This window comes from Streptococcus parasanguinis ATCC 15912 (assembly GCF_000164675.2).
Lineage (GTDB): Bacteria > Bacillota > Bacilli > Lactobacillales > Streptococcaceae > Streptococcus > Streptococcus parasanguinis.
Window position 1 is genome coordinate 817,266 of record NC_015678.1, and the last position, 26,541, is coordinate 843,806.

Sequence of the window (26,541 nt, forward strand, 5' to 3'; positions counted from 1 at the left end):
GTCTACTTTCTATCTATATAAATCATGGCCGTCCGGTTCTCTGAACGGAAAGAAAGGTCGCCTGGGTAGGCTTGCGCTAGCTCGAGGAGTTCCTCTTGGTTATATCCTGACAGTTTCAAGCGTCCATCCTCCAAGGTCATCAAGTCAGTCAGAGCTGAGAGGGCTTTTGTTTTAGTGACCACTTCTAGTTCAGCCTCTTGCAAGCAGATCTTACCATCTTTTTCAAAGACCAAACAATGTGGAAAGATCTCTGCAATTTCGAATAAAATGGCAGGAGTGATATCCTCTGCTGGATGTTCAGCAAAGACACAGGCTAGCTTTTCATTTACGTAAGCCAAGCCATAAGACTTACCTGATAAGTTGAGGCGGATAAAGGGCTTTCGTTCATCAAAGGTTTGCTGAACTGTGAATAAGTCAAATACCCGACTCAACTCCAAGAAATAATCCATGGCCTCCTTGGGGCTCTTCTTTTGGTAGAGCTCAGCGAAATAAGCGTTGATCACACTTGGGGGAGGCGTAATCACACGGAGACGCAATTCCTCAGGGATCGTGCTTAAAAGATTGGTCAGATAGACCCGATCGAGGCTGGTATAACCTCCATATTTTATTGCTAAATCAACGTAATCCGTCATAATATTCTTCCAACTTCCACTTATTTTTCTCTGCAATATAGCCTTGAATGACCTCGACATCCTCTTCAAATTCGCGCTGGTCAATGATCGCTACTGTTTCTAGATCATGTGTCCGATAAGATTTTGAAAAAGGAACGCGAATGGTAAAGGGAACAAAGAGTTCTCTCAATTTTTCTAGAAGCAAAGCCTGGAGATCTTCACGGGCTGTCTCAGAGCGCGCTGAAATCAAGCTAAAAGGTGTCTGGGTTGGGGTAAAGTCTGCTACTTTGTCTGCTTTGTTGTAAAGCGTCAAGCGAGGGATCTCCAGCATATCCAGGTCCTTCATGATCGAAAGCACCGTCTTTTCATGCTCTTCATGATTAGGATCAGACGCATCGATGACATGGACCAGAAGGTCTACATTCTTACTTTCTTCCAAGGTTGACTTAAAGCTCGAAACCAACTCTGTTGGTAGATCTTGGATAAAGCCAACCGTATCGGTCAACGTCACTTGCAGATTGCCTGTTAGATGGATGCTCTTGGTTGTTGCGTCCAAGGTCGCAAAAAGTTCATCGGCTTCATACTGGCTCTTACTGGTCAGCTGATTCATAATGGTCGACTTTCCTGCATTGGTATAGCCGATCAAACCAATCTTAAAGACAGGTGATTCCAAGCGTTTTTCACGAAGGGTTTCCCGGTTCTTTTCAACTACCTTGAGCTGGCGCTCGATATCGGTGATTTGATTGCGAACGCTCCGGCGGTTCAACTCCAACTGACTTTCCCCTGGACCACGAGAACCAATTCCCCCAGCCTGACGGCTGAGCATGATCCCTTGACCGACAAGACGTGGCAAAAGGTATTTGAGCTGGGCCAAGTGCACCTGCAACTTGCCTTCATGACTCCTAGCCCGCATGGCAAAGATATCTAAAATCAACTGCATCCGGTCAATGACTTTGACCCCAAGGATTTCTTCTAAGTTGACATTTTGACGGGGGGTCAGGCGGTTATTGACCACTACCGTTGTAATCTCATCTGCTTCGACCATTTGTGCAATTTCTTCAAGTTTTCCTGAGCCGACAAAGGTCTTGGTGTCGTATTTCTCCCGTTTTTGTGTATAGGAGCCCCGGACATCTCCACCGGCTGTTTTAGCCAGGCTTGCCAACTCCTCCATTGACATATCAAAATTGTCCATGCCTTGAAGTTCCACACCGACCAAAAGGATGCGTTCTTGTTTTTTTTCTGTTTCAATCATGCTGTAAAAACTCCTTTACATCTGCAAGAACCTGCTCCTTGAAGTGGGGGGCAGAAATGGCGTAGAAGGTCACTTCCATTCGATTTCGAAACCAGGTCAACTGCCGTTTGGCAAAACGACGCGTATTGCGCTTGAGGATCTCACTGGCTTCCTCAAGGCTCTGCTCTCCCTTAAAGTAAGGAAAAAGTTCCTTGTAGCCAATGCCTTTAGCCGCCTGAACTTCCGGATGGTCATCATAGAGCCACCGAGCTTCATCCAGCAAACCCTCCTCTAGCATGCGATCTACTCGGCGATTGATGCGCTCATAGATCAAGGACCGTTCATCATCTAGACAGATGAGATAGGGTTCATAATCGGTCTCTTCGTTTGCGAGGTCCTGCCCAAAATGCGCAATTTCAAGAGCCCGCATGGCCCGACGGCGATTAAGCTGAGGAATCACAAGTCCTTGCTCCGCCACTCTTTGGTACAAGTCTTCATCCGACAGCAAGTCCAATTGAGCACGATAGGCCAGAATCTCTTCATGAGGAACTTCACCACCTAGATGATAACCTTCGAGCAAACTTTGGATATAAAGACCCGTCCCACCTGCAATGATAGGAAGCTTGCCTCGAGCTGTGATATCCTCAATCGCAGTCTTAGCTTCTCTTACAAAATCAAAAGCCGAGTAAGACTCGGTCACCTCCCGCACATCGATCAAATGATGGGGAGCTGCAACTTGCTCTTCTGGTGTCGCCTTGGCTGTTCCAATATCCAGCTTACGATAAACTTGCTGGCTATCGCCACTGATAATCTCACCATTGAGAGCTTGTGCTAAATCGATCGCAAGAGCTGTCTTTCCAACAGCAGTCGGTCCCACAATCACAATTATCTTGGTTTTCATCGTTTTTCCTTGCAAAATTCACGTTTTTTCGTTACCATATATTATAACATAAATATTTAAAGTTCAGAAAAGGAGAAATTCACATGGCTAAAGGATTTGGTAAAGGTTTTGTTACTGGTGTTGCTGGTACAGTTGCTGCTGTCGCAGGTGCAGTTTATACATTCAAGAAAAAAGTAATCGAGCCAGAAGAAAAGAAAGCAGCGTTCATCGAAGAAAACCGCAAAAAAGCAGCACGTCGCCGTGTCTCACACTAATCATTCAAAAGAGAGTGGGACAGAAATCGGTAATTCGTTAGAATTCGATTTCGTCGTCCCACCTCCGCACAGTTGAGTAGGGCTGTAAAAGCTGATGAAATCAGCGTAGTAGACCCCACTCAACCACTGCGTCTTGCTCGACAATCCAAAAAATAATTGAGAGGCTAGGACTTTTGTCCCAGCCTCTTTTTGTATCTGTTAGTTGCTTCTTTTCAGTCTAAAAATGACTGATCCAACTATAAATGAAACAAGACCTGAAATCATAGCAAATAAATGATTTACTGTACCAGTATTTGGTAATGACTTATTTTGCTTACCTTGGACTTTCTGAACAGAAGAAGTTAAGCCTGAATTCGTATTATTAGAATATCCAGTTTTAGATTTCTCACCTACTACTGTACCATTGTTCTCTTTACGATCACTATTAGAAGCAGTTTGCTTATCTTTTGAAACATTAGAGTTTGAGTGAAAAGTTTTATCACCGGATGTGCTATTCAAATCAGTCTCTTTACTTGTTCCTTTTTGACTAGCCTGAGAACTTGATATTACTTTTTCTTCAGTAGGTTTAACTTCCGTTTTTCCTTTTTCTTTACTTTCACTTTTCTTTTCAGTTTCGTTATTTGTACCTTGTTCGTTATTTACTTTTTGTTCTTCTTTATTATTATTTTCTGGTTTCACCACTGATGGAGTCTCTCCAACTTTAATAATATAGGGATCTGATATATTACCGACAAAGTCCTTTGTACGTACTTCAAAGACATCACCTTTTTTTACAGTTGAAATTGAAAGAATCCAATTTCCAAATTTATCAGGTGTCACTTTTCGAATTGTTCCATCAGGCATTGTTACTAATACTACATCATCACTACCTTCTGACATAGAATTGTGCATATCTGATTCACTATAAACAATGTCATCATCTTGTTTCACAATTCCTCCAATAACTTTATCACCCGCTTCAACCTCGTTTATCTTTTCAATAACAGGTGCTTTAGCATCGATTACTAATGTTCTTTCTTCTTTACCAAACTTATCTACTAGTTTAACTAATAATTTATCTTTATGTTTTAAAGCATTTTCTCCTGTAAAAATAAATTTCTGATTTTCCTTATTATCTTCGTTACTAATAACTTTCCCATTAGGAAGAGTCAATTCTATTTTTTTCCCACCTATTTCAGAAAATTCTAAGACTTGGGTTCCATTCTCTTTTATTCGAAACTCATACCACCCCAAACTAGAAGAAGTTCCCCATGATTCCGTCTGTGTCTCAGTTCTTGGAGTCTCTAACCCATCTTTTCTTACTGCCCAAACAGTTGCTTGTTTTTCATCTGGATAATAGTAGTTCTCTTCTGTTATATCAAACGAATAGTACCCATTTATATTTGATAAAGTAGTTAATTGTTTACCATTTGGAAGTAGAACGAATACTTTAGAATCAGGATATGTTTGTCCACTGATTGTTTGATATGGAGTATCAACATGATACGCAGAATGGTTAGCTGTTGGAGCATCAATATTTTCTACTACCACTTCCTGTTCGGAAGAATTTCCTGCTGCATCCGTTGCTATAATCCTAACTTTTTCACCAACTTTTAATTTTGGTAAATCTATTGAAATATTTCCACTTTCATCAGAATCTTTAACAATTCTTTTACCATTCGAAAAAATCATTTCCACTTCAACTTTATTACTTCCATGGTAGTCAAATGCATAAAAAGTTGATTCATCAATTCTTAAGGCTAACCGAGGATTTATAACATCTGTATTATATAATTGAGGTGCTTCGAAATCTGTTTGAGTACTAGTTTGAAAAGAACTTGAACCATCATTTTCAACTTTAAAAATATTGATTGTCCCACCGTTTAATTTACTATATTTTTTTTCCTCAGGAATCTTCAATTCATAATTGCCTTCTCCATCAGATACAGTTTCAATCGTACCATCAGAATCAATTCTTAATCTAGTATTTGGTGTTGTCTTACCAACAACTGACTGACTACCATCTTTATGATTTTTAAATTGAGCTGTTGTTTGGATCTGACTAGTCTCTTCCGCACCAACCTTACTAACTAACGCTGGACCACATAGCATTAAGCTCACTAGTCCATACCCTAAAAATTTTTTAACTTTTCTGTTCATAAGAACCTCCCAAATAATACTACAAGTAGTGTTTTTATTAACTATATTCTACACTATATAGTTATAATTGTAAACGCTTAACATATAAAGTGAACTCTTCAAAACTATATTTCTGTTTTCTATACTATTATTCAACTATATTTTTCTTTCCGCCGTGAGAAAAGTGCTAGAAACAAAAGTGTTTCTAGCACTCGGGAGTTTTGAAACTTTAGGTTCAAAACTAAGTCATGGAACTTCGTAGAAGTTCGCTGACGTCCGTACTCACCTAAGGAAAGTTTCTATGATGACGTTAGTCTTCAATCTAAAAACTCCGGTTTCCCGGAGCTTTTAGATTGAAATTTCACCGTTCTTTGATCATTTTCGTTGCGATCTCCAAGAGTTCCACTCCCATCTGAAAATGCTCGTCTAACAAATCATAGACGGCATCTTCAGACAAGACACCACAAGGAAGATCGGCTGGAAAGTCAGCTTGATTGGACAAGTCCAAATCATCAAAATAGGCCTGACTACTATAATAATCGCGCAGTTGGATATAGCTTTCTTGATGCTCTCTTAGTCGATCCACTGCTTTTTTTGTATCTTCCAAAGTCTTAGCATAGTCATTCAAATAGCCTTCCATTCTTTGGATTCGTTGGATGTTTTCCTGTGCAATTGTCATGATTTACTCCACTTTCACCACTTCTAGATGGGGGCCACCTAGAAGCACGAGGTATTTTTCTACTTGCTCTTTGCCATAAGAACGACGAAGAGCTTCTGCATAGAGATCGAGCTGATCCCGGTAACGTTCGACCAATTGGCTAGGAACCTCGTAGTGATCTGTCTTATAATCAAAGAGCAGGATCCGGTCTTCTAGCACCACGTAACCATCCAAGATCCCCCGCACGACAAAGTCCTCTCCACTGGCTGGATCTTTCTTCAGCATGGCAAAAGGAGCTTCGCGACGGACTCGAGAGGCTTCTTTTTGAAGCAAGGTCCCCAAAGGTGTCTCATAAAAAGCAAGGATGGCCTCTAGCTTGATGCGGGCTTTGACCGCTGGCTCTGCTTGGACTTGCTCCAAGGCTTGACGCAGCGTATCCAGCGTGATTTCTTCTTCAAGAGGCACGCGCTGCATGAGTTCATGGACAGCACTACCGACCTGGGCTCCTGTCACGGCTTTTTCTTGACCAAAAGTTGGAAGCTCAAACTTAGGCACAACTAGCTTTGCATCCATGATCTGGACGCCATTGGCATCCATGACCGGCTCGTAGAATTTCTTGATCTGACTTGGAGTACGGACACTTGGTAAATGAATGGCCGGAGCATAGAGCTGATTGAGCCGATCAACATTTTCCAAGATATCCAAGGCCCGACGAATATCCTCTGACTGACGGATATCCTTGAGCTGATCGAAGCGGGAATCCTTCTCCTTCTCTAGTGGCTCCAGCTGGTCTGGTGTCAGGTCTTCGTCTGTCACAAAACGCGTGTCATAGGCCAGGGTATTCTTGGTAAACACATCTTGAATGGCAAAGAGCCAGTCCTGATAAGAGGTCCATTCTTTTCGCTTCTCTGGATCTAGCTTGCCATTGCGACTGGTTCCCCAATCGGTATCACGCAGTTTGTCCTCCCAGCCTTTTCCGACCAGATAGAGCTTGAGCTCGGCCCGTGTCATAGCGACATAAAGAAGACGCATCTGCTCAGAAATTGTGGCCAATTTTGTTTCTTCCACATTGCGTTGGTAGCAAGGCGTTTCGATCTGCAGGCGAATGGATTCTGGAGCAGCAGGATTCTCTGTCTCAACCGGCAGGTTCGCAATGTATTTAAAGCCAATCCCTTTTTGACGACTGAGGATAATCGGCCCCGATTGATCCTTACGGTTAAAGGCCTTGTCCATATTGAGAATAAAGACATACTTGAATTCCAGCCCTTTACTCTTATGGACGGTCATGAGCTGGACGGCATCTTTTGGCGCCGCAAGAGGGACGCTGGCCAAATCGTGTTCATTTTCAATCACCTTATCAATCATGGCAATGAAGCGCGACAAGCCCTTAAAGCTGGCTTTTTCATAATCATTGGCCCGAAGCGTCAAGGCATAGAGATTGGCCTGGCGCTGGACCCCATTTGGAAGGGCGCCAACATAGTCATAGTAATAGCGATCCTCATAAATTTTCCACAGCAAATCATAGAGCGAAGAGGTCTTGGCAGCAGCCCGCCAAGTAGATAAAAATTTGAGGAAGTTCTTGATTTTAGCTGAAAGCTTGGCATCGATCAGATTTGCATGCTCCGCGGTCTTTTCGATGGCTAACTGGACCTTGTGGTAGAAGGGCAGTTGCTTTTGCTCTGGAAAGGTCTGCAAAGAAATCCGTGCCAATTCATCTTCATCAAAGTCAAACATAGGTGATTTCATGAGAGCAACCAAGGCATAATCGTGCAAGGGATTGTTAATGGTCCGCAAGGTATCCAACATGACCATCACTTCCAGTGACTCAAGATAATGCGCCTGTCCACTATCTGCCACAATCGGGATACGATACTGGTCAAAGGCTTCCAGAATCGCGTCATTTCGAGTTCGAGTCGCGGTCAAGAGCGTGATCTCTTTAAAAGGCACTTTTTCCACCCGATGGAGGCGTAAAATTTCTTTGATGACTAGGAGAATTTCTCCCTTGGAAACCGTCTCGAGTCCAGAAGCAGCTTCCTCGTCTTCGGTCTTTTCTTCCTGGTCTTGGGAGCCATCATAGAGCAAAAATTCTGCCCGATGTTGTAGCAAGGCCATCCGCTGCTTGTCACTTCCTGCGACCAGATAGTGGGTTTGATTGTAGTCAATCTCGCCCACCTCTTCGTCCATCAAATGGCGAAAGACATCATTGGTCGCGTCCAACACCTCCACATGACTTCGGAAATTTTCCTTGAGGAGGATCAACCGCCCTTTCGCCCCTTCTTCTTGGTAGGCCTTAAATTTATCATTGAAAATCTGTGGATCTGCCTGACGGAAGCGGTAAATCGATTGCTTGATATCCCCCACCATGAAGCGATTGTGGCCATTTGACAGCAAGTCCAACATCCGCTCTTGGGTGTGGTTGGTATCCTGGTACTCATCGACCATGATCTCATGATAGCGCTCTTGATAGGCTTGTCTCACCTCTGGGAATTGCTCTAAAATTTGAATCGCAAAATGACTGATATCCCCAAATTCATAAGCTTTTTCTTGGATTTTTCGCTCCAGATAAGCGCGAGCAAAGTCTCTAATAAAGTCCCGGAGCAAGGAGAGCATGGGGCCTTCTTCTTGGTGGAAGGTTTGTTGAAATTCCAGCTGATAGAGCTGATTTTCCAAGTCTCTGAGGCGATTGATATGTATGGTTTTATCCTGGTTATAAGCCGTAACTAACTCTTTCAACTCTTCCTTACGGGCTCTATTGGTCAAGGCTCCCCCATTTGAAGCCCGGCTAATCGCCACGACTGCCTTTAGGACAGAGGTCACTTGTTCTTTATTGGTGGGACCTGTCAGGCTTCCAATCTGATCGAGCACCTCTTCTACAGCTTCCAAATACTTTGCCTTGCCAAATGCTTGGCCTTCATTGGACAAATGAAAGGCAAAAAAGCTTTCTGCTTCATAAAGGGCCTGCTGGATGCTCTCCATCAGATCGCCTTCAACCTGGTCAAAATCAGTCTCCTCATAGCCTTTTAGGAAATGCTCCTCCAGCCATTTCTCCGGATCACTGGTCGACTGAAGAAAGTCATAGATCTGGTAGACCTGTTCTTTAAACAAGGTCAAATTTTTGCGCTGGCCGGTGAAATTCTTGACCATCTGCACAAAGGCTTCTTGGTTTTCCCCCTGGTAATAGCGATCAAAAACAGCTTGAAAGACTTCATTTTGTAAGAGGCGTTGCTCACTAGCATTTTGTAAAATGCGAAACTGAGGTGCCAACCCAAGCAAATAGCCATAGCGCGTCAGGACCTTTTGGGTAAAGGAGTCCATGGTTCCGATATCGCTGGTGGCGACATCTGCGATTTGACGGGCCAGGTGTTGCTTGAGCTCTGGATCATCGCTCGCTTGCAGGGCTTTTCCAAGTTCACTTTCCAAACGCTCCTTGAGCTCACCTGCTGCCTTGACCGTAAAGGTCGAAATAAAGAGCTCCTTAATCGAAATGCCACGCTGCATCTGATCCAGTATCCGCTGCACCATGACAAAGGTCTTTCCTGATCCAGCAGAGGCCGACACCAGGATATTGGTCCCCGAACTATAGATGGCATCGATCTGTTCAGGTGTCCGCTTTTGCTCTTTATTAGAGGCTGCCTCTTGGGCCTGAAGGGCCTTGATTTCTTCTCTTGTCAAAAATGCTTGTTTGATCATTTGTTCAAGACCTCCTTCATCTTCTCGATCCAAGCGGCTTTCACCTTTTCACCGCGTATTCCTTTTTGGTCTAGTTTGGTCAAGAACCGTGCCTGACCTAGGTGACGATCCGCTTCAAATCCCGTGATGGATTTAAACTGCTCCACGAATGGTGCGATATTGCGCCCATTTTCACTATAGGGATTGATGGCAAATTGCCCCTTGAGGATCCCTTCTGCCGCTGTTTTATAAAGATAAGCGTTGTACAAGAGGAGCAAGTCTAGTTCTTCCTTACTCAGCATCATGGCCTTGTTCTTATCATAAGCCTCGCCTAGATAAGGCGCCTGTTCTGCCATAAAGAGCCCCTTGTACTGTTGACTTTTCATGGTTTGGTTGATGGCATCATCGACCGTCTTTGTCTTTTTCAGATCCACTACAGGATCTCCCATTTCCAAATACATGGCTCCAAAAATCCCTTGCTCCTCTTGGTATTCCTTCAAATCCTGAATCGCAGAAAGATAGGTCGGCAATTGAGAATTTAGTCCATTAAAGAACTTGTCATAGTGGAACTGCGTCAGACTAGACTTGTAGTCCACGACGCCGAGGGCTCCCCGATCCCTCAATTGATCAATGCGGTCCACCTTGCCTCGTAGCTGTAAGAGACGGCCATCGGACAATGGATAAGAGGTGTGGGTGCTTCCACCAAAGAGGGTCTCCTCACCGATGGTCTCGATCCCATTTTGCTGGGCGAGGACTCGCCCTGTCGTTTTCGCGGTATCAAGAAGCAACTGACGAATAAACTCGGTCTCTCCACTTTCTCCATACAATTGCTGGAACTCAGCTTCTTGGCTGGTTTCTCGAATCGCCTCGTTTAACCGCCGATCAAACGCTTGATCGGAGCCATCTTTTAAGACTTTTTCAAAGATCCGGTGCAGAAAATTCCCATGACTGCGAGCGTCTGGCCGGATGGTTTCGTCCTCTTGTAAGCCCAAGACATAGCGCAGATAAAAGGCATACTGGTGCTTGTAGTATTCATTCAAGGCAGAAGCGGATAAGGTCAAGGCTTTGCCCTCTGGATAGAGCGCTTGAAGCGTATCCGACTGAAGCTGACTGCTCTTTAATTCCGTTGAAATTTGAGGAATCTGAATGCCTTCAGCGGCTAATTTCTTGCGCAAGACCCGTACCGCCACACCCCAAAAGCTGGCTTCTTCAGCAGACAACTCACTCGTAATTTCTTCTTGATGGAGTTCAATCACCCGCGCTAAGAGGGCCCGGTAGGTCCCGATATCATCACTCGAAGCTTGGGCTTGTTTGGTCGTCCACTCGATGGCAATGGGCTCCTTGGCCAATTCTACAAGGTAAGGAGAGACACTATCTTCCATTTCATTAACCAAGCTAGGGGCCGATAGAACCAGTTGGTTGGTCGCCGCATTGAGGAGCGAAACTGCCACAAAGCGATTCTTCTTAAGATTTTCGCTGGTCACCACCTGGAGCTCTGCTCCTTCTTGGGTGGCCTCATTGAGCTGCTGGCGCTCTTCTTCACTGAGCAGAGAGGTGTTCTGAGCGATCTTTGGAAAACGCTCCTGGGTCAGCCCGATCGCGTAGACATAAGGCGCTGTCAAGGGTTCAATCAAGTCATAGGACTGAACCGTCACCACATCGACCGTAGCAGGAACCGTCCGGTATTGAGACAATTGCATCCCCGATAAGAGGAGGGCCAAAAAGTCATCTACGGTCAGCTCTTGGTCCTCAAAGACCAGGTTCAACTCCTCTAAAACATGAAGAAAGGCCTTCCAGACCTGGTCATAGCGCTCCTGCTCCTCCAAGGCTAGATCCTTTATCAAAGCTTGTAGATTCTGAGAAAGCTGGGCCTCTTGCAGAAACTCTGTAAAGGCGGTTAAGAGTTGGGTCACCTTTTGTTTGCGCTGTGAAAAGAAAGGGGCTAGAGGTTCTACGACGCGTTGCCGGAGAGTATTGAGCTCTTCCAGATTAAACTTACCCTGACGATTGCTAGTAAAAGGCTTGTGAAATTTTGTAGCACCCTTTACTTCCGCAAAGCGAAGGTACTGCTCAAAAGCATCGACTTCTTCTTGCGTCAGATCACTATACAGACCCGTTTTTAACAAGTTGATGACGTCTTCCGTCTGGTAATTGAACTGCTTGATCCGCCCTAGCGATTCAATGACCTGAATCAAGGGATGGTGGACCATAGCTTCACTTCGTCCCAAGTAAAAGGGGATCTGATACTGATCAAAAATAGTCTTGAGCTGTAGTTGATAAGCTTCTACATCACCTAACAAGACCCGAATATCCCGATAGCGTGCCCCATCATGAAGACGCTGACGGATGGATTTGGCAACAAATTCCAACTCTTCTTTTTGCGTATTGGTTTGCCAGAGTTGGACCGCTGTTCGATCGTCCTCTTTGAGTTCATTTTCCACTTGTGAAAAATCATAGCGCGCTTCTAACATGCGGGTAATGCGACTAAAAGAGTCTTCGATCGCTTGCCCACAATACTGAGGCTGTACCTCAAAAGTCTTTGCCAGCTGAAGGAGAAAGTCAACACTGGCCTGGTAAAGATTGCCCTCTCTAAAGCTTGCCCGATATGCTTTTTCACTGGCATAGACCCCGATGACAATCTCCACTCCTTTTCGGTGAAGGAGACTAATCAAAGCCTCTTCTTCAGCAGAAAAACGCGTGAAGCCATCAACGACGATCGCCACATCCTTTAATTGCTCCTCTAAGTGCCCTACTTCGACCTGATTGAGGAAAAAGGCAATCTTGGACTGGGATTCATACCGGTGCTGGACCAGCATCTCAGAGACCGCTTCAAAAATCGCTAAGAGGTCCTCTCTTTTTTCAGCTTCCTCGAGCAATTCCAAATCTGTAAAATCCATCTGTGCTGTCTGCAATTCATGATAGAGCTGGACCAGTTGCTGGATAAACTGAGGATCCTTACGCAGAGCCCCGTAAACTTTAAGATCCTGCTCCTTCATCTGGGAAAGAGCTTTAAAAAATAGCATGCCGAGACCGATATCATCCAAGGGTTGCTCCTCAAAGACCTGGTTCAGGATGAAATAACGGGCCATTTGGGCAAAGCGCGTGACGGTAATAGCAAAAGAAGCCTGACCTTCTAAATAGGACAAGACCTTGGCTTCTTTTTCAAAGGAAAGAGAGTTGGGCGCAATGTAAAACACACGCTTGCCCTGTTCTACTAACCCTACGGCTTCTTGTGTCAGGACCTGGGTCAAGGGGGTCCGAACATCCGTATAGAGTAATTTCATCCGATCCGTTCTCCTTTTGGCATTTTCTTGAGAGCTTGTTATCTTCTTATTATATCATTTTCACAGAAGGGACTAAAGTAAGAAGTCATGCTCCTCTTGGCCCAATTTTAGGAGATTTGTGCTACAATAAAAGTTGAAGAGACAGAAAGGATACCACCTATGACTAGCATTTATGATTTTTCTTTAGAAAACCAGAAAGGGGAGGAGATTCCCCTTTCTCACTACCAAGGTAAGGTCCTCATCGTGGTCAATACAGCAACAGGCTGTGGCTTGACCCCGCAATACCAAGGACTGCAAGATCTCTACCTGCGCTACCAGGAAAAAGGACTTGAAATTCTAGACATTCCCTGTAACCAATTCATGGGGCAGGCACCAGGAACGGCAGAAGAAATCAATAGCTTCTGTAGCCTCAACTACCAGACCACCTTCCCACGATTCGCTAAAGCCAAGGTCAATGGTAAAGAAGCCCTTCCTCTCTATGACTGGCTTAAAAGCCAAGCAGCTGGGCCACTGGGCAAACGCATCGAATGGAACTTCGCAAAATTTGTCATCGGCCGACAAGGCCAAGTCGCCCAACGCTTCTCCTCCAAAACAGAGCCAGCTGCTATGGAAGACTTGATCCAAGAATTGCTTGAAAAATAAGCAAAAAAAGGAAAGAATGATGTTTGAATAAACGACATTCTTTCCTTTTTCTTATTGTATTCATCTATTCAGTCCAATCTTCAAGAAGGTTGTTTGTTTGACTAAACTTTTAATTGAACCAATAAGAGATCGTTACTTTTCACTTCCCTCTTTCTCACTACTGTGTTTTTCTTTATACTTATCGGAATCCTTCGTAAAGAGTTTCTGGGGTAAATCAACCAACCAATCAAAAAGACGGTCGCCTATAAATTGAATAGCTAGAAGAATTGCAGTTGCCACTATAAAGCATAAAATGATGTAATTATCAACATTTGCCATTTTTTTAGCCTCCCTATTTTCATACCACTATCATTGTCTATTCATCTTGAGTGTTTTCTGATATCTTAGTTAATAATGCATCTATAATAGCAGGTGAGACTTTTCTCTCTTTTAAAGAATACATCCCCTTAGGCTCAAAATGCATTTCCATATTTAATAGTTGTTTCCCATTTAGAAAGATCATACTACTAAAGGAACTTTGTACCGTAGTATCATGCTGATCATAGATAAAACTTCCGTTATCTATCTTTGGATCTATATAAGGAATATAATAGATTGCAGTTCTACTAGAAGCTGATTTTTTCACCGCTGGAAGTTCGTTTTGTTGGTAAAAAGATGAATTTAAATAAGTATCTAATAATTCTTGAGCTTGTCCAGAATTCTGGATATGAAATTTTACTTCCCCTCGATTATACGCACCCAATATTTCAATACCTGTATGGTCATATACATAAGCTTTGAAATTCAAGCCACCAACTTGTTTGTTATCTTTATCGAAAAATACATATGTAACAGATACGCTTTTTTCGGAATCATCATAATCCCAAACACCTTCATCATTTAGTTTAACACTAGTTACGCCGTATTGCGACATCACTTCTTCCACATCCTTATCGGACAATATTTTCTCAAGATCTTCTGCTGTTGTGAATCTAAGGTTGTCTTCTTCACTATCGCTACTAGTTTCTGAGCTCATCGAATCGCTAGTACTAGGACTACTACTCTTTGAAACAATCGTTTTTGAACAAGCACCTAAGCAAGCCAGTAGTAAAAAACCAACACCTATTTTTTTCAGTTTTTTAAATTCCATTCGTTTCCCTTTTTTATTTATGCAAACTTCCTAAACTCTTTATTCAATAGGGATTGAATAAAGAGTGTAACGACAATAAATCTACCCATTTATAAATAACAATCGTTTATCAACATAAAATTACGCTTTTATTCTACCATCTTGTCTTATCTTTGAAAAGCTTTTTTGGAGAAATATTCTGCAATTATAGACCTTCTGACACTTATATATGACTGAGATAGTTATTTTTTTCTATAGCCAATTTGAAAGCCCAATTCACGCTTGCTACAGACTTGATCCAAGAATTGCTTGAGGAATAAGCAAAAAGCCTGAGCCAATGCTCAAGCTTTTTTCCTTTAATCAATTTCAAGTCCACCGGTGTACAAGCGGTAATAGGTTCCACGTTCTGCCATCAAGGAAGCATGGTTGCCTCGCTCGATGATGCGTCCGTGGTCCATTACCATGATGACATCGGAATTGACAATCGTCGATAGACGGTGGGCGATAACAAAGACTGTCCGACCTTCCATCAAGCGGTCCATCCCTTCTTGCACCATCTTCTCTGTCCGCGAGTCGATAGAAGACGTCGCTTCGTCTAGAATCAAGACAGGCGCATTGGCAAGTGCTGCACGGGCAATGGCGATCAATTGTCGTTGACCATTTGATAGGCCAGCCCCATCATCCGTCAAGACTGTCTCATAGCCCTGATCCAAGTGCTTAACAAAGGAATCCACATTAGCAATCCGAGCTGCTTCAAGGATTTCTTCCCGTGTTGCATCAGCACGGCCGTAAGCGATGTTTTCTGCAATCGTACCAGTAAATAAGTGGGTATCTTGAAGAACGATTCCAAGGGAACGACGCAGAGAATCTTTCTCAATCAATTTAATATCGATCCCATCATAAGTAATCATTCCGGATTGGATATCATAGAATCGGTTGATCAAGTTGGTAATGGTTGTCTTTCCTGCACCAGTCGCTCCGACAAAGGCCACTTTTTGACCCTTATCCGCGTACAAATTGATGCCATGAAGAATTTGTTTCTTCCCATCATAAGAGAAATCAACATCATCAAAGACAACATTCCCGACCATCTTGACAAGCTGGTAATCTCCATTTGGACGAGGGTGTTTCCAAGCCCACTTGTTGGTTTTCTGATCAGTTTCGACCATTTCTCCATCGACCAGTTCATAATTGACCAGCGTCACTTTTCCTTGGTCGACTTCTTCTCCTTCATCCAAAAGATCAAAGACACGATCTCCACCAGCCAAGGCCATAAGGACAAAGTTCAATTGTTGAGAGACCTGAGCAATGGGACCTGTGAAGGAACGGTTCAATTGCAAGAAAGCCATGAGACCACCAATGGTTAAACCACCGATGCCGTTTAGAGCAAAGAGTCCACCGATCAAGGCTGTCAGAACAAAGGAAACATTTCCCAAGTTCCCAAGAATCGGCATGAGGACATTGGCATAGCGATTGGCTTGGTATGAGGATTCAAAGAGTTGGTCATTAATGCGATCAAAATCTTCAATGCTTTCTCTTTCATGCACAAAGGCCTTGACCACTTTTTGACCAGACATCATTTCTTCAATAAAGCCGTTCTCAATCCCCAAGTTCTTTTGTTGGGCGCCAAAGTAACGACCTGACTTGCCAGAGACATCCTTGATGATAAAGACCATGACGATAACCATGACAAGAACAATCAAGAACAAGAGCGGACTAACCGTCAGCATGGTAATCGTTACCCCAAGAATGGTAATCGCTGAGGATAAGAGTTGAGGAATGGATTGTTCAATCGCTTGGCGAAGAGCATCAATATCATTGGTATAGATAGACATGATGTCCCCATGTTGGTGGGTATCAAAGTAACGAACTGGCAGTTTTTGCATGCGGGCAAACAACTGATTTCGAAGACTTCTAAGTGAGTCTTGTGAAACAGTCGCCATAATCAAGGTAAAGCCATAGTTGGCAAGTACCCCGATCAAACAGATCAAACCAACTCGTGTCAAGAAGGACAAGAGCGGTCCAAAATCATGGCTGTTTGACGTTAGCATAGGCTCCACATAGACATCGACCAAGGACTGAATCGAAGCTGTTACATTGACCGTCGCAAGAGACGATAGAATGATTAAGATAAAGGAAACAATCAAGGATACCTTGTAGTTTTTCCAAAGGAAGTCGAGCAGGCGAAGGATAGAGCCTAGATTTGCTTTTTTCTTAGTTTTCATCTGCTTCTCCTTTCCCTTGTGTTTGCATTTCATATACTTCTTGGTAGATAGCATTGGTCGCAAGCAATTCCTCGTGACGACCGATCGCGTCGATTTGGCCATCATTCATCACGATGATGCGATCTGCATCTTGAATAGAGGAAATCCGTTGACCAATGATGATTTTGGTAGTCTCTTTCAAGCTGGTTGCCAATCCTTGACGGATCAAACTATCTGTCTTGGTATCGACTGCCGAAGTCGAATCATCCAAGATCAAGATCTTCGGATTCATGAGAAGGGCACGCGCGATACAGAGACGCTGGCGTTGGCCACCAGAGACGTTGGATCCCCCACGCTCAATCATGGTGTCATAACCCTCTTTGAAATCTTGAATAAATTCATCGGCTTGCGCAATCTTACAAGCTGCGATGATCTCTTCATCCGTCGCATCCTTATTTCCCCAGCGCATATTTTCTTTAATCGTACCAGAGAAAAGGACATTGGTCTGAAGAACCATGGCCACTTGCTTACGAAGGGAATCAAGATCGTATTCTTTGACATCGTGGCCTGCTACTGTCACCCGACCAGACTCGACATCATAAAGACGAGGAATCAACTGAACCAAGCTTGATTTCCCTGATCCTGTTCCTCCCAAGATCCCAATAACTTCCCCTGAACGAATGGAAAGATTAATCCCTTGTAAAACATGGGTCTTATCGCCATTTTCATCGGTATAAGCAAAGGTCACATCCTCAAAGTTGATGGATCCATCAGCGACTTCTTTGATCCCATTTTCTGGAGAGTCAATCGTCGTTTTGGTCGTTAAGACTTCATTGATCCGCTCGACAGAGGCCATGGAAATCGACAACATGACAAAGATCATCATAAACATCATGAGCGACATGAGAATGGTCATGGTGTAGCTAAACATAGAAGTCAAATTCCCAGTGGAGAGTTGACCACCAACGATCAGATGAGCCCCGATCCAAGAAATCAAAAGGAAAGAAGCATACATGGAAAGCATCATAGCTGGGCTACTCAAGACAACGACACGGATAGCCTTCATAAACATGTTATAAATCAAACGCGAAGCCTTCTTGAATTTAACCGTTTCATCTGCTTCCTTAACGTAGGACTTCACCACCCGCATATTGGTGATGTTTTCTTGAATGCTGTTGTTGAGATTGTCATAAGCTTCAAATACTTCTGTGAAGAGCGGATACACAATCTTCATGATGATGCTTAAGACAGCTGCCAAAAAGATGGTCACATAGACAAAGATCATGGCCATTTCCGCATTGATCATAAAACAAGCCACAATGGCAAAGATCAAATTGAGCGGTGCCCGTACACAGATCCGGATCACCATTTGATAGGCATTTTGCACATTGGTCACATCCGTCATCATCCGAGTGACTAACCCACCTGATGAGAACTGATCAATATTCTCAAATGAGAAGGTTTGAACCTTTTTGAAAATAGCCCGACGAAGGTTTTTGGCAAAACCAGCCGATGCATAGGCGCCATAACGGGCAGACTGCATCCCACAAAAGAGGGAGAGAAAGGCACAGACCAGCATGAGCCCACCGTAAAACAAAATATTGTTCATGTTTCTTTGTTGAACACCTTGGTCCAAAAGACTCGCCATGACAAAGGGAATCGAAATCTCAAACATGACTTCAAAGACCATGAACAAGGAAGCCAAAAACGAGGGCTTCTTGAATTCTTTGATCTCGGAAATTAAGGATCGAATCATTATTACCTCCAATGTTATTCATACTTTTTCCTGCGGTAGAAGCAAAGCTTCTTTCCATCGAAAATAGGTCAAAACACACAAAATTCCCTGAGGGAAAGACCCTAGGGATTACGCGTTTTTTATAGTCTTCATTGTAACCTAAATTGCAAAAAAATGCAAGATTTTTAGACAGCATCCGTTTTTCTGTTGATCTAGTACAAAAGAGGCTGGGACAAAAGTCCTAGCCTCTCAATTGTTTTTGGATTGTCGAGCAAGACGCAGTGGCTGAGTGGGCTCTACTACGCTGATTTTATCAGCTTTTACAGCCCTACTCAACTGTGCGGAGGTGGGACGACGAAATCGAATTCTAACGAATTACCGATTTCTGTCCCACTCTCTCTATGCGTATCCTGTCTTATTCTTCCTTAGACGTAGCGACGAGATTCAAGAAGCGATCAAAATAAGACTTGTTTTCTTTCAAATCCTTTTTCAGTCTTTGCGCCTCTGTCAATTCATCCGTAATCAAGCCATCAATGGGTTGTTGCAAATACTTGGTCAACTTTTGCTTGTCATTGATGGTCCAGACATAGAGCTCTTTTTTCATCTCATGGGCCTGGGTTACCAAATTCTTTTGATAAGAAAAGTCTTCAATGGCAAAAAAGTCAACTGAGACCTTTTCAAAGCGACCGAATTGAATGGGAATGACATAGCCGGTCTTGATCTCAGGGGCTTTCTTCTCGACCTTTTCCATGACCGACAGATCCAAAGACATAGCCGGATAGTCCTTCTCAACCCCTAAATCCCGCATCTTCTGCACGAAAAGATCCACATAATTAGCAGGCTCTCCACCATGGGGCTTGAGTTCAACCAAGAGCTTCATCTTCAATTCTTTGGCCCGTTTGACATATTCCTCAAATGAAGGGATATGACTCGTGTGACCATCCTGTTGAATCTTGAGACCTTGCACCTCAGCTAGGGTCATATCTTTCACATCCTTGTCCACCCCAGCAAGGCGCTTAAGATTGTAGTCATGCATGACGACAAATTGATGGTCCTTAGTGAGAAGAATGTCCATCTCCGCATAAGCTGCCTTTTCCTTGGCAGCTGCTTCTAAAGCTTCCAGGGAATTTTCTACCCCTTTAGAGACATCCCCTCGATGGGCGATAAGCTTGATCTGGTCATTCACCTTTAAGGTTGCCAGTTCAAAGGCTGAGATTCCCGATTGGACCATGAGAAAGACCACTGTCAGGGCAAAGAGCCCCTTCATCTTTCGACTGCCTTTCGAGCGCATGACCGATCAGCTCGGTACCTCCCATGCAGAATCCAAGATAATGCCGAGCGACCCCACCTTTGTCAAGACTGTAAAAATAAATAGGAAGGTCCGAATCAAGACCAAAAAGATGGTCTCCACCCAGAAATACTGGCCTTCTTTATCGATTACGGTCAAGGTAAAGACCAGACCCAAGATCAATAAAATCCCTAGAAAGGTTAAGAGAAACTCAAAGGACAGAATTCTCCATAAGAGACGAAAAACTCCTCTTTTGGTCATGGACCAACTTTTTTTCAAGGCACGACCAAATGGCAACTCCTCCACCACGAGGTTGGGGACCGTATATATGAGGCGAAGATTGAGATAGATAAAGGTCAGCTGCACCACAAAGAGCCCGATGGAGCCAATCGAGGTCTTTTCAAACTCCCCCGTGATAAAGGTTGGAATATAAAGCCCATCTGTCAGAGTCGATCCAATCAAGACACCTGCAACAGGCAAGGTCAAAAAGAGATAGAGCAGAAAATAAAGCAGGTTTCTCCCCGCTAGGTCCTTCAAGCGACCAAATGATTGCCGCAAGACCTTTTTAAAGGACAAGTGCCGATCGGTTCGCGACAGGTAAATGACTGAAATCAGGGTCCGCATCTCCAGCATAAACAAGAAAGCAAAGACCATGATAAAGACCAAAAGAGCCAGCAAGCTCAAGGGATGGCTCATGACAGAGACAAGGTTGTTCTTATCAATATTGGCCTGACCCGCAAGTAAAACAGCCAGATGAAAGAGCCAAGTCAAGGCCGCAGCTCCTATACCAACAACAAATTGTAGCAAAATCCCAATCGCGATAAAGGACCATTTATTGCGCCAGATTAAGTAAAAGGCCCCCTTCAGATCCTGCCAGTAGCTCCGTTTCATGATGTCTCCCTTACATTTCTATTATTCCCCTAGAATAGCGAAAAAGCCTTCCCTTGTCAATGCGTTTCAAAAAAAGAGAGTGGGACAGAAATCGGTAATTCGTTAGAATTCGATTTCGTCGTCCCACCTCCGCACAGTTGAGTAGGGCTGTAAAACCTGATGAAATCAGCGTAGTAGAGCCCACTCAACCACTGCGTCTTGCTCGACAATCCAAAAACAATAAAGAGGCTAGGACTTTTGTCCCAGACTTTTCTATTTATTCAGCTAAAAGCACTTCTTTGATGGTTTGTTTTTGGAGTTTTCTGTTGGATAGATAAAAGAGGCTTTCGTAAACTACAGCAAAACCAAGCAAGGTCCAAAAGCACACATTCCCATCAAAGTGATGCTCTATCTTTTCAGGAACCGTATCTTTGATCACACCGATCAAAATTTCCATGATGCCATATTGGTAAACCGTCCCAAGAACAAATCCTAAATAAGCCCAAAAACGATAGGGAGCGAGAATATGACTTTGGCATTCACGATCGGTGTAGCCAAAAGCCTTCATAAGAGACAAGGTTTCGCGACTTTCAGAGACCACAATCCCCAATGACAAAAAGAGTATCGAGAAAGAAAGGATCAAGCCAATCATGATCATCATGGTTTGGATGATGTCATCTGTGTAATCCCTGAGGCCAAAGGACAATTGAACCATGGCCGCAAAACACATAGAGCCAAAGACTACAAAAAACAGGATAGATTTTCTCCCCCAAATCAGTGACGAGGATAGCTCTTTTAGGAAGTCTTTCTCTTTCTTAGGAGCTCGCTTTCTCCTTTTGACCTTGATCGGACTTGGAGACTTTTTCAATAAGCGAAGCGCAGGCGTTTGTAGTTGTCTTCTAGCATAACCAATCGCGAGAAGCATAAAGAAGGTCGTTGGCAGGATCACCAAGGCAAGCAGGAGCTGCCAGTGAAGGTGAATAGTAATTTCTGGCAAAATCCCCTTCTCATTACGGAAGTCGTAAAAATGTCCCATCATGAGAAATGAAGCGAAATAGCCAAGAAGCGCTCCAGCTCCAAAACTAAGTCCAAAGGCCCAAAATCGTTTCGCCAACTGGCCATTGCTGTAGCCCAAAGCCTTTAAAATCCCTAATTGTTCCTTGTGGTCATCGACAAATTGTTTGATATAAAAACACATGAGAAGGACCGATGTCAAGGACAAGACGACTCCACTGACCATGGCCACCATCCAGGAAAGCGAAACTTGGGCATTATAGTAGGTCTGCATCATGGGATTGGTTTTCGAAATCTCCAACTGCTCGATATCCAGGTAAAAATTCAAGAAGAGATTGGCCACAAAGACCGCACAAGCCCCAATGATACTAACGACAACTAATTTTCGAATATCTTTAACTGAAAACATGGCTTACCATCCAATCTCATAGGCAGTCTGAGGTTGATCATTGGTCACAACTTCGGTAATCTTACCACTATTGACACGAATGATGGTTCTGGCCATATCCGCAATATTTTGGTTGTGCGTCACCATGATGAGGGTAAAGCCGAGCTTTTCTTTCAATTTCCAGATATAGTCCAGAATCTTGCGCCCCGTTTCTTCATCCAGGGCTCCCGTCGGCTCATCCAAGAAGAGAATCTCTGGCTTTTTGGCCAAGGCCCGAGCAATGGACACTCTCTGCTGTTCCCCACCCGACAATTCACTCGGATACTTATCCATTTTATCGCCAAGCCCCAAATCCTCGATGATCTGCAGAAAATCATGATTGTTTGCCAGGTCAGCCCCCATTTTTACATTTTGTCTGACTGTTAAATTCGGCAATAGATAATACTGCTGGAAAATAAAGGCAATCTTCTCCCGTCTAAAGGCTGTCAATTGAGCATCCGAGAGTTGTGATAAATCTTGTCCTTGAATGAGGATATGCCCCTCATCTACCTTTTCTAATCCTGATAACACATTTAAGAGAGTTGATTTCCCCGATCCAGAAGGGCCTAGGATAACCACATCATCCTGGTCTTCAATCTGCAAATCAATCCCCTTTAAAACCTTGGTTTGGCCGTAGCTTTTGTGCACATTTTCTAGTTGAATCATTTCTTTCCTACCATTTCTTTGATGAGAGATTGACAAACCTCTGTCAGTAATCCAATCACTTCTTCCATGCCGAACTGATAAATACCAGAAGCAACCATAGAGGCCATCCCGTGTGAGTAAATAAATAGATGCTGGTACAAGCGACTAGCTTCCTCTACAGTCAAAGGATAGTCTGCAACAATCGAATCCAGAACCAATTGGTAACTATGATCCTTCATGGGAAGAAAATCTTGAAAGCGACGAATCGGATCTTTGCTAGGATTTTGGAAAAGCAATTGAAAGAGTTGGGGCTCTTTTGAGGCGAAAAGAATATAAGCAACCCCGACAGATCGAAAAGGCTTTTCATCTTCTAAGGCCTTGCGAATATACTCCACCACGACCATCTCCGCAGCACCAATAACCTCTGCTTGTAACTCAGCCATATTAGCAAATTGCCCAAAAATGACTCTCGGTGTGGCTCCTAGTTTCTCCGCTAATGCTCGAGCCGTCAAACTAGCCATTCCCTCTTCTCTCACCAATTGTAAAGCTGTCCCAATGATAGCCTCTTTACTAAATTTAACCTTAGGTGGCATAAGACTCCTTTCGCGCAACATCTGTTGCGCAACGCTTGTTGCATAAAAGAATACCATAAAAAAGAAAGACTTGTCAAGAAAAATCTGAAAATCACAAAACAAAAAACCAGACCACCGATAAGAGTGGAATCTGGTTTACTAACAAGATTCTAAGGCAAATCATTTCCCGCCGCCAAGTAGATTTGGTACCATTCCTTGCGAGTCAAAGTGACTGTTGCTGCTTTCTCTGCTTCAAGGACATGCTGGGGTTTGGTTGTTCCGATGACGGCCTGCATCTTTCCTGGATAGCGAAGGACCCAAGCAAGAGCGATAGCTGTCGGAGTGACCTGGTATTTTTTCGCTAAGTCAGTAAGGACATGATTGAGAGCTGCAAACTCTTCCTTGCCGACAAAATTCCCCTTGAAATAGCCATGCTGGAGGACAGACCATGCCTGAATCACCGTATCAGTTAAGCGACAATACTCAAAGACACTGCCATCTCGCACGGCTGCTTTTGGCCCTTCCATGTTGACATGAAAACCAGCTTCAAAGCTCGGTGTAAAGGCAGCACTCAACTGCAACTGGTTGACCTTGAGAGGTTGTTTGACAGCTGTCTTAAGCAATTCCATCATCATAGGATTTTGATTGGACACCCCAAAATGACGGATCTTGCCCGCTTGCTCCAAGTGATCAAAAGCTTCCGCCACCTCTTCAGGCTCCATGAGGGCATCCGGTCGATGAAGGAGAAGACTATCTAAGCGCTCGATTTGCAGACGCTCAAGAATGCCATCAACGGAATCCAAAATATAGTCTTTGGAAAAATCAAAATAGGTAAAGCCGTCTTTGCGAATCCCGCACTTGGACTGGATCCACATCTGGTCCCGAAGATCCGGACGACGCTTGAGAACCTTACCCAGCAGGACCTCACACTGGCCATCGCCATAGATATCCGCTAGGTCAAAGGTGTTGATGCCAATCGACAAGGCTGCCTCTACCAAAGACTCTACCTCATCTTCATTCATCTGACTAATCCGCATCATCCCAAGGACAATCGTGGACAGACGCTCATTTTCAGCAAACTCAATATAGTTCATGTCCGCCTCCTTTTCATTCTACTTTCATTATAAAATAAAGAAGACCAAACAGCAATGATTTCACAAAGCAAAAACACCTCCAGTATCCACTGAAGGTGTCTTTTTTAACGATAGCTCAAGGCTTTTTTAACAGTCTTGACTAAACCTAGATCATCTGTTTGTAAGATGAGGCTAGAATAGATTTTTCCAATGATTATGGTGCCGAGAAGCGTGAAGGCCAAAGCAATTCCAAATGCCCCCCATGATTCAAGTCCACTTGCGTAGCCATTGATGGTACGGAATGGCATAAAGAAGGTTGAAAAGAATGGAATGTAAGATCCAATCTTCAATAGAGGGACATCTCCTGCGCTACCCAAGGTAGTCACTCCAAAGAATCCAACCAGCACCAACATCATCAAAGGAGCGAGGGCCTTCCCTGTATCTTCAGGACGAGCAACCGTTGAGCCCAGGAAAGCTGAAAAAACAACGTACATGAAGACTCCTAGAATGATAAAGAAGAAGGTATTCAAGGAAATGGATTGTCCAATATGTTGGGTGATAGGAGAGTCTGGAGATAAAATATCTTTCACAAGAGGAATGGAATCTCTAAAAATCCAAATACCTCCCAAGCCGACTGCATAGATACCAATTTGGGTAAAAATTACTCCGAAAAGACCAATCATGCGAGCATAGAAATAGTGAGTTGCGCGAATGCTTGAGAAGACCACTTCCATGATCTTAGTTCCCTTTTCACTGGCCACTTCTTGGGCTGTGATACCAGAGTAGGTCATCAAAATCATATAAAGCAGCATTCCTAGAGCACCCGCTACCATGGTCTGCACCATTTTCAGTCCTTCTTTCTTCTCATCAATTTTTTCAGTCAATGAGACCTGTTGAGAGAGGGCTGTTAACTGCTCTTGACTTAAATCCGCCTTAGAAACATTGAGCATTTGTTGGACCTGACTCAATTTAGCCATAAGGACTGATTTGAAATCTGGCTTCATGGCATCCTCACTCTGGTAGCGAGCCTCTAGCTGGCCATCCTTTTCTTCAACTGTGAGGATTCCCTTGATCTCTTCCTCTTTCATGGCCTTCTTAGCGGCTGCTTCATCCTTATAGTCAAAGGTCAAGCCATCGGTTCCTTTCAAGACTTCCTTGACAGGTGCTTGATCTGTTATCAAGGCGATGTTGCTTTTCGCAGATGTAGAAGAGCCAATGAAGTAGTTCAAACCAATCGACAATCCAATGAAGAGAAAGGGAGAAAGAACCATCAGGAAAAAACTCCATGATTTCACTTGGCGTAAATAAGTTTCTTTGATAACAATCAGCATCTGTTTCATACTTCTACTCCTGATTCTAGTTTAAAGATTTCATCAATGGTTGGGGCTTGTTGGTCAAAGGTTGCTAGATAGCGACCCTTGGTCAACTGATCAAAGAGGTCTGGACCTGCTGTCTCATCATCCAAGACCAACTTCCAAAGGCCTTGCTTGGTCATGGTCACCTTGGTCACGTGAGGCAATACTTCCAACTCCTCTTTACTGAAGTCATTGGATACGAAGAGACGAGTCTTCCCGAAGCTATTGCGAACTTCTTGTACGGGACCTGAGAGAATCACAGATCCATCACGAATCATGACCAACTCATCACAGAGTTCTTCCACATTGGTCATGACGTGGTCAGAGAAGATAATGGTCGCCCCACGTTCTTTTTCTTCAAAAATGACCTGCTTGAGGACTTCTGTATTGACAGGATCCAGTCCACTAAACGGCTCATCCAAGATGATCAATTTTGGCTCATGGATCATGGTAATGATCAATTGAACCTTTTGCTGATTCCCTTTTGAAAGGCTCTTAATCTTATCGGTTAACTTTCCTTTTACTTGGAGCTTTTCCATCCAGATTGGAAGTTTCTCCTTGACCTCAGCAGTTGACATTCCTTTGAGATTGGCAAGGTAACGGACTTGCTCGTAGATAGTCAACTTAGGCATGAGGCTCCGCTCTTCTGGCAGGTAACCAATTTCCTTATAGGTTTCTTGACTGATTGCTTGGCCATCCAATTGGATATCGCCACTGTAGTCAAGGAAGCGGAGGATACTATGGAAGATGGTGGTCTTCCCTGCTCCGTTCTTCCCGATCAAGCCTAAGATGGACCCTTTTTTCGCAGTCAAGTCAATCCCGAATAAGACTTGCTTCTTGCCAAAGCTCTTTTCTAAATTTCTGATTTCTAACATAGATGAC

The 26,541-nt window shown here is 43.7% G+C and carries 21 protein-coding genes; 2 read left to right on the forward strand and 19 right to left on the reverse strand.

What is annotated here, in order from left to right; translation table 11 throughout:
* Nucleotides 1-2: 2 nt before the first annotated feature.
* Genes HMPREF0833_RS03965 through miaA form a run of 3 tightly spaced genes read right to left on the reverse strand, consistent with a single transcriptional unit; the run spans nt 3 to nt 2,743 of the window.
* Nucleotides 3-632 (reverse strand): cystathionine beta-lyase, encoded by a 630-nt coding sequence (locus tag HMPREF0833_RS03965; RefSeq protein WP_013903816.1) that lies wholly within the window; start codon nt 630-632, stop codon nt 3-5.
* Nucleotides 616-1,863 (reverse strand): GTPase HflX, encoded by a 1,248-nt coding sequence (gene hflX, locus HMPREF0833_RS03970; RefSeq protein ID WP_013903817.1) that lies wholly within the window; start codon nt 1,861-1,863, stop codon nt 616-618. Before hflX ends, HMPREF0833_RS03965 begins: the two co-directional genes overlap by 17 nt.
* Nucleotides 1,856-2,743 carry a tRNA (adenosine(37)-N6)-dimethylallyltransferase MiaA gene (gene miaA / locus HMPREF0833_RS03975; protein WP_013903818.1) on the reverse strand — a complete coding sequence of 296 codons (888 nt, stop codon included), beginning with the start codon at nt 2,741-2,743 and terminating at the stop codon, nt 1,856-1,858. Before miaA ends, hflX begins: the two co-directional genes overlap by 8 nt.
* 83 nt (nt 2,744-2,826) lie before the next feature.
* Between miaA and HMPREF0833_RS10285 the strand changes: the two genes are divergently transcribed.
* A complete protein-coding gene (locus HMPREF0833_RS10285; RefSeq protein WP_003014881.1) occupies nt 2,827-2,997 on the forward strand; it encodes a DUF3042 family protein in 171 nt (56 codons plus the stop codon).
* Between the two features lie 198 nt (nt 2,998-3,195).
* Here HMPREF0833_RS10285 and HMPREF0833_RS03980 read toward each other — a convergent pair whose 3' ends face one another.
* From HMPREF0833_RS03980 to rexB, 4 genes are all read right to left on the reverse strand, one after another.
* Nucleotides 3,196-5,136 (reverse strand): LPXTG cell wall anchor domain-containing protein, encoded by a 1,941-nt coding sequence (locus HMPREF0833_RS03980; RefSeq protein WP_013903819.1) that lies wholly within the window; start codon nt 5,134-5,136, stop codon nt 3,196-3,198.
* Between the two features lie 340 nt (nt 5,137-5,476).
* Nucleotides 5,477-5,794, reverse strand: a complete 318-nt coding sequence (locus tag HMPREF0833_RS03985; protein WP_013903820.1) for a DUF4298 domain-containing protein — start codon at nt 5,792-5,794, stop codon at nt 5,477-5,479.
* 3 nt (nt 5,795-5,797) lie between these two features.
* Nucleotides 5,798-9,463, reverse strand: a complete 3,666-nt coding sequence (gene addA, locus HMPREF0833_RS03990) for a helicase-exonuclease AddAB subunit AddA (RefSeq protein WP_013903821.1) — start codon at nt 9,461-9,463, stop codon at nt 5,798-5,800.
* Nucleotides 9,460-12,726, reverse strand: a complete 3,267-nt coding sequence (gene rexB / locus HMPREF0833_RS03995; RefSeq protein WP_013903822.1) for an ATP-dependent nuclease subunit B — start codon at nt 12,724-12,726, stop codon at nt 9,460-9,462. Before rexB ends, addA begins: the two co-directional genes overlap by 4 nt.
* A 159-nt stretch (nt 12,727-12,885) precedes the next feature.
* Between rexB and HMPREF0833_RS04000 the strand changes: the two genes are divergently transcribed.
* Nucleotides 12,886-13,368 carry a glutathione peroxidase gene (locus HMPREF0833_RS04000; protein ID WP_013903823.1) on the forward strand — a complete coding sequence of 161 codons (483 nt, stop codon included), beginning with the start codon at nt 12,886-12,888 and terminating at the stop codon, nt 13,366-13,368.
* Between the two features lie 132 nt (nt 13,369-13,500).
* Here HMPREF0833_RS04000 and HMPREF0833_RS04005 read toward each other — a convergent pair whose 3' ends face one another.
* The 12 genes from HMPREF0833_RS04005 to HMPREF0833_RS04055 form a co-directional block, all read right to left on the reverse strand.
* Complete coding sequence (locus tag HMPREF0833_RS04005; protein ID WP_013903824.1) at nt 13,501-13,686, reverse strand: hypothetical protein; 186 nt, start codon at nt 13,684-13,686, stop codon at nt 13,501-13,503.
* A gap of 37 nt (nt 13,687-13,723) precedes the next feature.
* Nucleotides 13,724-14,497, reverse strand: a complete 774-nt coding sequence (locus HMPREF0833_RS04010) for a hypothetical protein (protein ID WP_013903825.1) — start codon at nt 14,495-14,497, stop codon at nt 13,724-13,726.
* A gap of 335 nt (nt 14,498-14,832) precedes the next feature.
* Nucleotides 14,833-16,701 (reverse strand): ABC transporter ATP-binding protein, encoded by a 1,869-nt coding sequence (locus HMPREF0833_RS04015; protein WP_041818300.1) that lies wholly within the window; start codon nt 16,699-16,701, stop codon nt 14,833-14,835.
* Complete coding sequence (locus tag HMPREF0833_RS04020) at nt 16,691-18,436, reverse strand: ABC transporter ATP-binding protein (protein ID WP_041818303.1); 1,746 nt, start codon at nt 18,434-18,436, stop codon at nt 16,691-16,693. Before HMPREF0833_RS04020 ends, HMPREF0833_RS04015 begins: the two co-directional genes overlap by 11 nt.
* A 394-nt stretch (nt 18,437-18,830) precedes the next feature.
* Nucleotides 18,831-19,706 (reverse strand): glycerophosphodiester phosphodiesterase, encoded by an 876-nt coding sequence (locus HMPREF0833_RS10980; RefSeq protein WP_255309070.1) that lies wholly within the window; start codon nt 19,704-19,706, stop codon nt 18,831-18,833.
* 6 nt (nt 19,707-19,712) lie between these two features.
* Nucleotides 19,713-20,594 (reverse strand): glycerophosphoryl diester phosphodiesterase membrane domain-containing protein, encoded by an 882-nt coding sequence (locus tag HMPREF0833_RS10985; protein WP_013903830.1) that lies wholly within the window; start codon nt 20,592-20,594, stop codon nt 19,713-19,715.
* A gap of 256 nt (nt 20,595-20,850) precedes the next feature.
* Nucleotides 20,851-21,996 (reverse strand): FtsX-like permease family protein, encoded by a 1,146-nt coding sequence (locus HMPREF0833_RS04030; RefSeq protein ID WP_013903831.1) that lies wholly within the window; start codon nt 21,994-21,996, stop codon nt 20,851-20,853.
* Between the two features lie 3 nt (nt 21,997-21,999).
* A complete protein-coding gene (locus HMPREF0833_RS04035) occupies nt 22,000-22,680 on the reverse strand; it encodes an ABC transporter ATP-binding protein (protein ID WP_013903832.1) in 681 nt (226 codons plus the stop codon).
* Nucleotides 22,677-23,252 (reverse strand): TetR/AcrR family transcriptional regulator, encoded by a 576-nt coding sequence (locus HMPREF0833_RS04040; protein WP_003002793.1) that lies wholly within the window; start codon nt 23,250-23,252, stop codon nt 22,677-22,679. The genes HMPREF0833_RS04035 and HMPREF0833_RS04040 overlap by 4 nt, the downstream gene beginning before the upstream one ends.
* Nucleotides 23,253-23,401: 149 nt before the next feature.
* Entirely contained in the window at nt 23,402-24,325 is a 924-nt protein-coding gene (locus tag HMPREF0833_RS04045; protein ID WP_013903834.1) for an aldo/keto reductase, read from the reverse strand.
* Nucleotides 24,326-24,429: 104 nt separating this feature from the next.
* The gene (locus tag HMPREF0833_RS04050) at nt 24,430-25,644 is read right to left on the reverse strand and encodes an ABC transporter permease (protein WP_013903835.1); all 1,215 of its coding nucleotides are present in this window, start codon (nt 25,642-25,644) and stop codon (nt 24,430-24,432) included.
* Entirely contained in the window at nt 25,641-26,534 is an 894-nt protein-coding gene (locus HMPREF0833_RS04055) for an ABC transporter ATP-binding protein (protein WP_013903836.1), read from the reverse strand. The genes HMPREF0833_RS04050 and HMPREF0833_RS04055 overlap by 4 nt, the downstream gene beginning before the upstream one ends.
* Nucleotides 26,535-26,541: the final 7 nt, after the last annotated feature.